The sequence below is a fragment of the Pseudomonas sp. genome, assembly GCF_046581935.1.
Taxonomy (GTDB): Bacteria; Pseudomonadota; Gammaproteobacteria; order Pseudomonadales; family Pseudomonadaceae; genus Aquipseudomonas.
In genome coordinates, this window is the sequence record NZ_JAYGFK010000022.1 from 75915 (window position 1) to 84493 (window position 8579).

Annotated in this window: 4 protein-coding genes and 1 pseudogene; 3 read left to right on the plus strand and 2 right to left on the minus strand. The window is 57.4% G+C overall.

Annotated elements, in window-relative coordinates:
* The first annotated feature begins 143 nt into the window (after window positions 1-143).
* Both hrpA and VCA57_RS19940 read left to right on the plus strand, forming a co-directional pair.
* Entirely contained in the window at window positions 144-4247 is a 4104-nt protein-coding gene (hrpA, locus tag VCA57_RS19935; RefSeq protein ID WP_411186904.1) for an ATP-dependent RNA helicase HrpA, read from the plus strand.
* 83 nt (window positions 4248-4330) lie between these two features.
* On the plus strand, window positions 4331-5137 hold the full coding sequence (locus tag VCA57_RS19940) for a substrate-binding periplasmic protein (RefSeq protein WP_411186906.1): 807 nt from the start codon (window positions 4331-4333) through the stop codon (window positions 5135-5137).
* A 40-nt stretch (window positions 5138-5177) separates the two neighbouring features.
* Here VCA57_RS19940 and VCA57_RS19945 read toward each other — a convergent pair whose 3' ends face one another.
* Both VCA57_RS19945 and VCA57_RS19950 read right to left on the minus strand, forming a co-directional pair.
* Complete coding sequence (locus VCA57_RS19945) at window positions 5178-5942, minus strand: MFS transporter (RefSeq protein WP_411186914.1); 765 nt, start codon at window positions 5940-5942, stop codon at window positions 5178-5180.
* Window positions 5905-6402, minus strand: a pseudogene (locus tag VCA57_RS19950) (MFS transporter); the annotation flags it as partial. The gene VCA57_RS19945 and the pseudogene VCA57_RS19950, both read right to left, overlap by 38 nt.
* A 1093-nt stretch (window positions 6403-7495) precedes the next feature.
* Between VCA57_RS19950 and VCA57_RS19955 the strand changes: the two are divergent.
* A complete protein-coding gene (locus tag VCA57_RS19955) occupies window positions 7496-8362 on the plus strand; it encodes a hypothetical protein (protein WP_411186908.1) in 867 nt (288 codons plus the stop codon).
* The last annotated feature ends 217 nt before the right edge of the window (window positions 8363-8579 follow it).

Consider the following 8579-nt stretch of genomic DNA (forward strand, 5'->3'; position numbering starts at 1 on the left):
GCGGGGCATGAAGGTTTTTCTCCACACGGGAAGATGGCGAAGGCTGATCATTTGTCAGGAACCCTTAGATTCATGGCGTTCCTGACCTCGCCCGGCAAATCTGCGACAATCGCCGGCTTTGAAATTCCCCTCGCGATTGCCCGATGACTGATGCCACGCCTGCTGTTGACCAACTGCTGAAAAACCTCGACCAAACGCTGCTGGGTGACCGTCATCGCCTGCGCCGCCAGTTGCATGAGTTGCGCAAGCAAGCGCCGGTGGATGAGGCCAAGCTGGCGCAGTGGCTGCAGCGCTTCGAGGCGTCGGTGGCCAAGGTTGAGGCGCGCCGCCTGAGCGTGCCGCCGATGCGTTACGACGATGCGCTGCCAATCGCCGCCAAGCGCGACGAAATCAAGGCGGCCATCGCTGCGCATCAGGTGGTGGTGATCGCGGGTGAGACTGGCTCTGGCAAGACCACTCAGCTGCCGAAAATCTGTCTGGAGCTGGGCCGTGGTGTGCATGGTTTGATCGGCCACACCCAGCCGCGTCGTCTAGCAGCACGCAGCGTGGCTACTAGGGTTGCTGAGGAAATTGGCACGTCGCTGGGCGAGTTGGTCGGTTATCAGGTGCGCTTCGAGGACCAAAGCAACGAGCGCAGCCTGATCAAGCTGATGACCGACGGTATCCTGCTGGCCGAAACCCAGCACGACCGCTACCTGGAAAAGTACGACACGATCATCGTCGACGAAGCCCACGAACGCAGCCTGAATATCGACTTTCTGCTGGGCTTTCTGAAAACCCTGCTGGTGCGCCGGCCTGATCTCAAACTGATCATCACCTCGGCGACCATTGACCTGCAGCGCTTCTCCGAGCACTTTGACGGTGCGCCGATTGTCGAAGTGTCCGGCCGTACCTTCCCGGTGGACACCTGGTATCGGCCATTGGCCGCTGAGCAGGACGAGGAGGGCAACCGTGTCGAAGAAGACCTCTCGGTTGATCAGGCGATTCTCGCCACGCTGGATGAAATCAGCGCTTTTGAGAAGGCTGAAGGCAAACGCCCCGGCGACATTCTGGTGTTCCTGCCCGGTGAGCGTGAAATCCGCGACGCCGCCGAGGTGTTGCGCAAAGCCAACCTGCGCATGACCGAAGTGCTGCCGCTGTATGCGCGCCTAACCCCGGCCGAGCAGCAGAAGATTTTCGCGCCGATGGGCGCACGCAAAATCGTCCTGGCCACCAACGTCGCGGAAACCTCGCTGACCGTGCCGGGCATCCGTTATGTGATCGACAGCGGCACGGCACGCATCAGTCGCTACAGCTACCGCGCCAAGGTGCAGCGCTTGCCCATCGAGGCCATCAGCCAGGCCAGCGCCAATCAGCGCAAAGGCCGTTGCGGGCGGGTTGAGCCGGGCATCTGTATTCGCCTGTTCAGTGAAGAGGACTTCATCGGTCGCCCAGCTTTTACCGACCCGGAAATTCTCCGTACCAACCTCGCGGCGGTCATCCTGCAGATGCTACACCTGCGCCTCGGCGAGATTGAGGCGTTCCCCTTTATCGAGCCGCCAGATGGCAAGGCCATCAGCGACGGCTTCAACCTGCTGCAGGAGCTTTCGGCGGTTAATCGCGAAGGCCAACTGACGCCGCTGGGCCGCCAGTTGGCGCGCCTGCCGGTGGACCCGCGTTTGGGCCGCATGGTGCTGGAAGGCGCCAAGCAGGGCAGTCTGGAAGAGATTCTGATCATCGCCAGTGCGCTGTCGGTGCAGGATGTCCGTGAGCGTCCATCCGACCGCCAGCAGGCCGCCGACCAGGCCCATGCGCAGTGGAAGGATGTCGATTCCGACTTCGCCGCGCTGATCAATCTGTGGCGAGGCTTCGAGGAACAGCGCCAAGCGCTGGGCTCAAGCGCGCTGCGCAGCTGGTGCCGGAAGAACTTCCTCAACTATTTACGTCTGCGTGAATGGCGCGACTCCCACCGTCAGTTGGTGCTGATTACCCGTGATTTGCAGTTGTCAGCTAAGCCCAAGGGTGGTGGTTCCGTAGGAGGGGTGGAGCGCAGCGATACCCATGCCGGGCCAGATGATGGGCATCGCTCCGCTCAGCGCCATCCTACGGAGGATCGCCGGAATGCCGGAGCACCGCTCTCAGCGGTGCAGAAGGAAAAAGAGCTGGCTGAGAAAGACCAGGCCGCTCAGCGCGCCAAAGGCTACGCCGCCGTACACAAGGCGATTCTCGCCGGCCTGCTCAGCCAGATCGGCCAGAAGACCGAAGACGGCGACTACCTCGGTGCCCGCCAGCGGCGTTTCTGGGTGCATCCGTCCTCGGTCATCGGCCGGAAGAAGCCGACCTGGCTGATGGCCAGTGAACTGGTGGAAACCACCAAGCTGTTTGCGCGCATGGTGGCGAAGATCGAGCCGGATTGGATTGAGCCGCTGGCCATGCATCTGATCAAGAAAAACCACCTGGAACCGCACTGGGAAAAGAAGCGCGGTCAGGTGGTGGCTTATGAACAGATCAGCCTCTACGGCCTGATCGTGGTCGGTCGGCGTGCCGTGCATTTCGGGCCGATTGAGCCGGTGGTGTCGCGTGAGCTGTTTATCCGCGAAGGGCTGGTCGGCGGTGAGATGCACAGCCGCGCCAAGTGCCTGACCGCCAACCGCCAGTTGCTGGAAAAGCTCGACGAGCTGGAAGCCAAGGCGCGTCGGCGTGACATTCTTGCCGATGAAGAAACCCTGTTTGCCTATTACGAGGCACGCCTGCCGGCGAATATCTACCAGAGCGCCACTTTCGACAGTTGGTACAAAACTGAAAGCGCGAAGAATCCGCAGCTGCTGATCATGCGCGAAGAGGATGTGCTCGCCCGCGACGCCAAAGAGGTCACCTCCGCGCAGTACCCGGATACCTTGCGCCTGGGCGAGTTGACCCTGCCGCTGACCTACCACTTCGAGCCTAATCACCCGCGCGACGGCGTGACCTTGCGCGTGCCTGCACCGCTGCTGCCGCAATTGCCGCCGGAGCGTCTGGAGTGGCTGGTGCCGGGCCTGTTGGAAGCCAAGTGCATGGCCCTGGTACGTGGCCTGCCCAAGGCGCTACGGAAGAACTTTGTACCGGTGCCGGACTTTGTTGGCGCGGCGCTGAGCAAGGTGCAGTTTGCTGAAGGCAGCTTGCCGCTTTCCTTAGGCCGCGAGCTGACGCGCATGACCGGTGCGCGTGTCAGCGACGAGGCGTGGGCCGAGTCCGAGGCGCAGCTGGAAGGTCATCTGCGGATGAATATTGAGGTGGTCGACAATCAGGGCAAACCCCTGGGCGAAGGCCGCGATCTGGCTGAACTGACTGCGCGTTTCAGCGAAGCGACCCAGGCCGGTCTAGCCCTGCCGAAAACCGCCAAGAGCCAACAGCCGGTTGAAGCCAAAGGCTTTAGCGAGGTCGCCGCCAAGACCCAGCAGCAGGTCGCCGGCCTGTCCATGACGGTTTATCCGGCGCTGGTGGAAGAGGCGGGCGTGGTCAAGGAAGGGCGCTTCCCGACTCTGGCCGAAGCCGAGTTTCAGCATCGTCGTGCGCTGCAGCGTTTGCTGCTGCAGCAATTGGCCGAGCCGGCGAAGTTTCTGCGTAACAAATTACCGGGGCTGACCGAACTGGCTTTGCTCCATCGCGAGCTGGGGCGGATTGATGCGCTGGTGGAAGATATTCTTCTCGCCAGCCTCGATAGCTGCATCCTCGAAGGCGGCTCTTCTGGTGAAGCGGGGCCGCTACCGCGTGATGGCGCAGGACTGGCGGCCTTGGCCGAGCGCAAACGAGGCGACTGGACCGAGCATGCCGAACGTCTGGCCAAGTTGACGCTGGAAGTGCTCAAGCTGTGGCACGGCCTGCAGAAACGCTTCAAAGGCAAAATCGACCTAGCTCAGGCCATGGCGCTCAACGATATCAAGCTGCAACTGAGCAACCTGGTGTATCCCGGCTTTGTCCGCGAAACCCCGGCGCAGTGGCTCAAGGAGCTGCCGCGCTACCTCAAAGCCATCGAACAGCGCCTGGACAAAATCGCTAGCCAGGTGCAACGCGACCGCGTGTGGAGCGGCGAGCTGGCCGGTTACTGGGAGCAGTACCAGGCGCGCCTGGGCAAGCACAGCCAGGAAGGCAAGCGCGACCCGCAGCTGGTGCTGTATCGCTGGCTGCTGGAGGAATACCGCGTGTCGCTGTTTGCCCAGCAACTGGGCACCAAGTTACCGGTATCGGATAAGCGTTTGAGTAAGCAGTGGAGCAGCGTCGAAGCGTGAGTGACAAAGCTTGGTCACGGCTTGCTTGAGCCGTGGGCAAGGCTGTTAGACTCACTCGACCTCCCATCGCGCCAGCGTGAGTGATGATTTTGATTGCAGTCGATGCCCTCCGCTCGTCCCTGCTGCTTCACCGCTTATTCTTTGCCTCGCTGCTCCTAACCTGTTTGCCAGGTCTGGCAAGCGCCGCCTGCGAGAAAACCCTGCGCTGGGATGATGATCCACCTTTCAGCATGCAAACCGCTGACGGTGGTGTTGTAGGCATTTCGATTGAGATCAACCGCGCAGTCCTTGACCGTCTTGGTTGTCAGACCAAGTTACGCAAACTGCCCTGGGCGCGAGCGCTGAAGGAGCTGGAGTTGGGCCGGCTGGATATTTTGCCTGGCGCTTTCCGTCGTCCTGAGCGCGAGGTCTATGCGTACTTCTCCGGCCCGGTGCTGCCGCCCTCGCGCAATATCCTCTTTATGCGTTCAGCGGTATTGCCGCAGTGGCCGATCAAGCGCCTGTTGGAGTTGCAGCACACGGCGTTCCGTCTAGGCGCACAGATCAATGTGGCCTATGGCGCGGATTATCAGCAATTGATGAACGACCCTGCATTTGCCGCACGGGTATCGCTGGCGCGGAATCGCGCCAACCTTTGGCACATGGTCCACAAAGGCCGGATTGACGGCGTAATTGCCGATGAAGATAGCGGCCGTTACGAGATACACCAGCTGGGTTTTGATGAGCAGATAAAACCCACAACAGTCGTGGTATCCAGTGATGCGGCGCAAGTGGCGTTCAGTAAACGCACAAGCGATCCGGCCTTTGTGCAGGCGTATGTCAATGTATTGAAAGGGCTGGTCGCGGATGGCAGCTATGAGCAGATTGTGCAGCGCTATGTGATGCCATAGGACGACCGCAGATGACTTACAGGCCGCTACCTCACACTGGTTAGTTAACGGCTAACCCTGCTGGTGTGGCTGCTGGTGCTTCTCTGGGTAGTTTTAGGGTCAACACGATAAGCAATACACCTACGCCGCTAATGGCGGCATATATCCCAGCAAAGCTGCCGCTGTGATTGGCCAATAGCCCTGCGCCGTAGTTACCAAGCATGCCGCCAGAGCCTTGCATCACGTTGCCGACACCGAATATGGACACGGCCATGGCGCTGGATGATGCCAACTTGGAAACGTAAGCGGGAATAAGCCCGAAGATTGGGTAAAAAGCCGTAGAGAAAAGCCCTGCAGCGATTAGCGGCCAATGGCCTGAGGGATGGATCACGAATATCAGTGCGGCCGTCACCACGCAGCCGTATACCAACAACATGGCGGCGCGTAACCCGGTTCGGTCCGAGAGCCAGCCGATTGCCAGCCCCGCGAACATGCCGACGAAACCGATCACGGCCCAGACTTGGGCGCTGAACTGCACGTCAAAACCTAGCTCGGTGCGCAGATACGACGAGAGGTAGGTCTGGAACGGAAAGGTCGCGAAGCCGATCAAGAAGTTCATCGACCAGATCAGCAGCACCCAAGGCTTTATAAGCTCCAGGCGCATGCATGGCACAACCTTCTCGGTCGCCAGGGGCGTTAATGCCACCGGTACGGTTTGGCTGAGCAAACCGCCTTTCTTGAACACCACCAGTACCAACAACGCCATTGCCACGGTAATCAGCCCCCCCCCACCACCAGACGCTGCGCCATTCGCCTTGCGCGGCATACATGGGCACCAACAGGCTGTTGATCGCGACCCCGTAACTGGTCCCGCTGGATACCAGCCCCATAGCCAAACCCCGGTAGCGGTAGGCCACCACTCGGGTGATGACATCGACCATCGGTACAAACACAGTCGCCGCCGTACCGGCCAGCAGGGTCAGCAATACTCCGATAACCAGGATGTTGTTTGTTAACGAAATCAGCAGCAACGCCAGTGCACACACCGCGCCCGAGGCCACAATCATCCAGCCGCCGCCGATCTTGGGTGTCAGCCAGACGGCCAGCAGCGCGCAAAGCAGAAACCCCAATTGCGCCGAGGCCGTGATACTGCCCACGTAAGAAAAGTCGAAACCCAGAGAGGCCTGCATGTCGGGTACGAGCTGGGCGAACAGGTAGATGCCGAAGCCATAGGTCGCGGCTACCAGGCTGGTTAGCAACACTACAATCGCAGCATTCAAACGCATGGTCAGCACCGTATTGGCTGTTGGAATTGACAGCAGTGAGTCAGGGAGCGGGTTGCAAAATATGGCGTGCTTGACGCGCAGGTGCCCTTGACGGCGCGGCACCTGGTGGCGCGGCCATTTCTAAATAAAATATCTGGGTTTTGCCCTTACACGCTTACGGTCAGCGGTGCGCGTGTTTATTGCGCTCCTGTGGACTCACTCTACTGAGCGCGCAATGCGGACGATTGATAAAAGCGTCCTGCATATGCTCGGCAGCGCCATGTTGCATGCCTATTTACGGTACTGAAGACGTGTCATGAGTCGCCGAGCAGTCGCAGGGACTCATTCACTAAAGCCGCCGCTGAACATCTATTTCCAGCTCCGCGCTGCATGTTTTGATGGCTGGTGGGCAGCGAACAGGTTGCGCGGTACGCACGATGGGGCCTTACGATGAGCGCGCTATTAAGTAGGCGGCCAAGGCTGTTGCTGTGAAATTAGGCAATAAGGCAGCGGGCTGGAATCGGCCAGAAGCGGACAGTTCCTACACTGCTCATGGCCTCACATTGGGTCTAGAGAGCTGGGGTCTGTTTACTCTGTAGCCTGCTCTACAGGCCCGCCCCTTACCGATTCAAACCAAAACTCAATGCGCAAGCGTTTCCCGTGATGTCACCTTGACATACCCCAAGATGCGTCTATTACTCATCGCTATAGATTGCCCCCCCAGATCGGCCCGAGATTTCAAGGAAGAAAATCAGGTGAAGACCCTGCACCTAATATTGTTTTCCGCTCTTCTCACCCTGATTGGTGGATGTACAGTCATCAATGTTTACGACAAGGGTGTAAGAGTCAGTCGCCACATTGGACTGCCAATTTATTCTTTAAAGTCAAACAATGGGGCTGTCTATTTTGATATCACTGGCGTTGGGTTGATTACCAGTCCCAGTGGGGCATCGCTCGGATATGTGCAGCAAGTTTATGCCCAAGTCCCCCCCGGCACATGCTCAGTTGTCATTTTCACCAAAAGCCAGACTCAATCAGATGAACTTATAGAGTATTTTACAAAATCTAGAATTGACCCCAATAAAATTTGCCTAACACATAATAGGAACTGAATATGAGAGTCGCTCTATTAGTGTCATTTGTTCTTGTTACTGGATGTGCTCCGCTGCAACAAGCACCGCTGATGTATACATCCAAACAAGTATTGGGAGTTGATATTTCCGCACCCACAACAGAATCAACTGGCGTAACATTAAACTTAGGCTTCAAAAATGTAGACGCCGCCTACGTTCCGATTGCCGTTTCCAGAGAGAAAGATAGTGAAATCAAACTGGTCAGCGCAAGTTACGGAGAAGGTGATAGCGACAAGCTATATACTGACACCCTGCAACAAGAAAGAATAAAAAAATATTCTGACGCTTTAAGGAAGGCTGAAACAGCCCGAGCCCAAGCAACAACAAGCCTAGCCAATCACAATTCCGCACTAGCTTTCAATGCCGCGATAGATGCCAGCAGTGCGGGAGATCCTGTCCCACTAAATCAGATCCTGCTTGACTTGAGTGCAACATCCCCACTTCCAGGAATGTTTAAGTCAAAAATCAATCCCCCCACCAAATTCACCTCCAGTGATTTAAATCTGCTTGATGGTGATGCGAAGAAATTTGAGCAGGCAGCAGGTGATGCTGAAAAAGATTTAAATTCAGCGAAGGAAGAGCTGGCGGAATCACTATACGTCGCCAGAAAGGATGCAATGTCGGTATATGGAAGTTTCGACTCAAACACTCAAACAACTCAAACTGGGGTTAAGCTAGGGAAGATGTTTTCTACAGGTGTAGCTGCGCAGAATTTAACTGAGGGGGCTAGAGCTGCAAGCGCTGCTGATTTAATGAACGGTTGCGCGAAGCTTGCCGAACAGATAAGTGAGGCTGCAACAAAATTAGAATTTATAAAAAACTGCTCAAAAGATGCGTTTGGGAAATAGCCTAGCCCGAAAACTACCCTCATAAGATATTGAAAATATCTTATGAGGGTAAACTGTCTTGCGAATGGCAGCTTCTGGCCGATTCTGTTGAAAAAGTAGCTTCAGCGGCAGCCTGCCGATCAAGTGTGCCTGCTGTCGAAGTGGCTGCAAGCCACTTCAAGTTGCCTTCCGGCGTTTCACTGAGCGTCCCTGCTCAGGTTTGAGGGTTAATTTGAGG

What these genes read in the sequence shown, in the direction of transcription:
- VCA57_RS19940 (WP_411186906.1), top strand. Translation starts at nt 4,331, where the DNA reads ATGATTTTGATTGCAGTCGATGCCCTCCGCTCGTCCCTGCTGCTTCAC.
- VCA57_RS19955 (WP_411186908.1), top strand. Translation starts at nt 7,496, where the DNA reads ATGAGAGTCGCTCTATTAGTGTCATTTGTTCTTGTTACTGGATGTGCT.
- hrpA (WP_411186904.1), top strand. Translation starts at nt 144, where the DNA reads ATGACTGATGCCACGCCTGCTGTTGACCAACTGCTGAAAAACCTCGAC.
- VCA57_RS19945 (WP_411186914.1), bottom strand. Translation starts at nt 5,942, where the DNA reads ATGCCGCGCAAGGCGAATGGCGCAGCGTCTGGTGGTGGGGGGGGGCTG.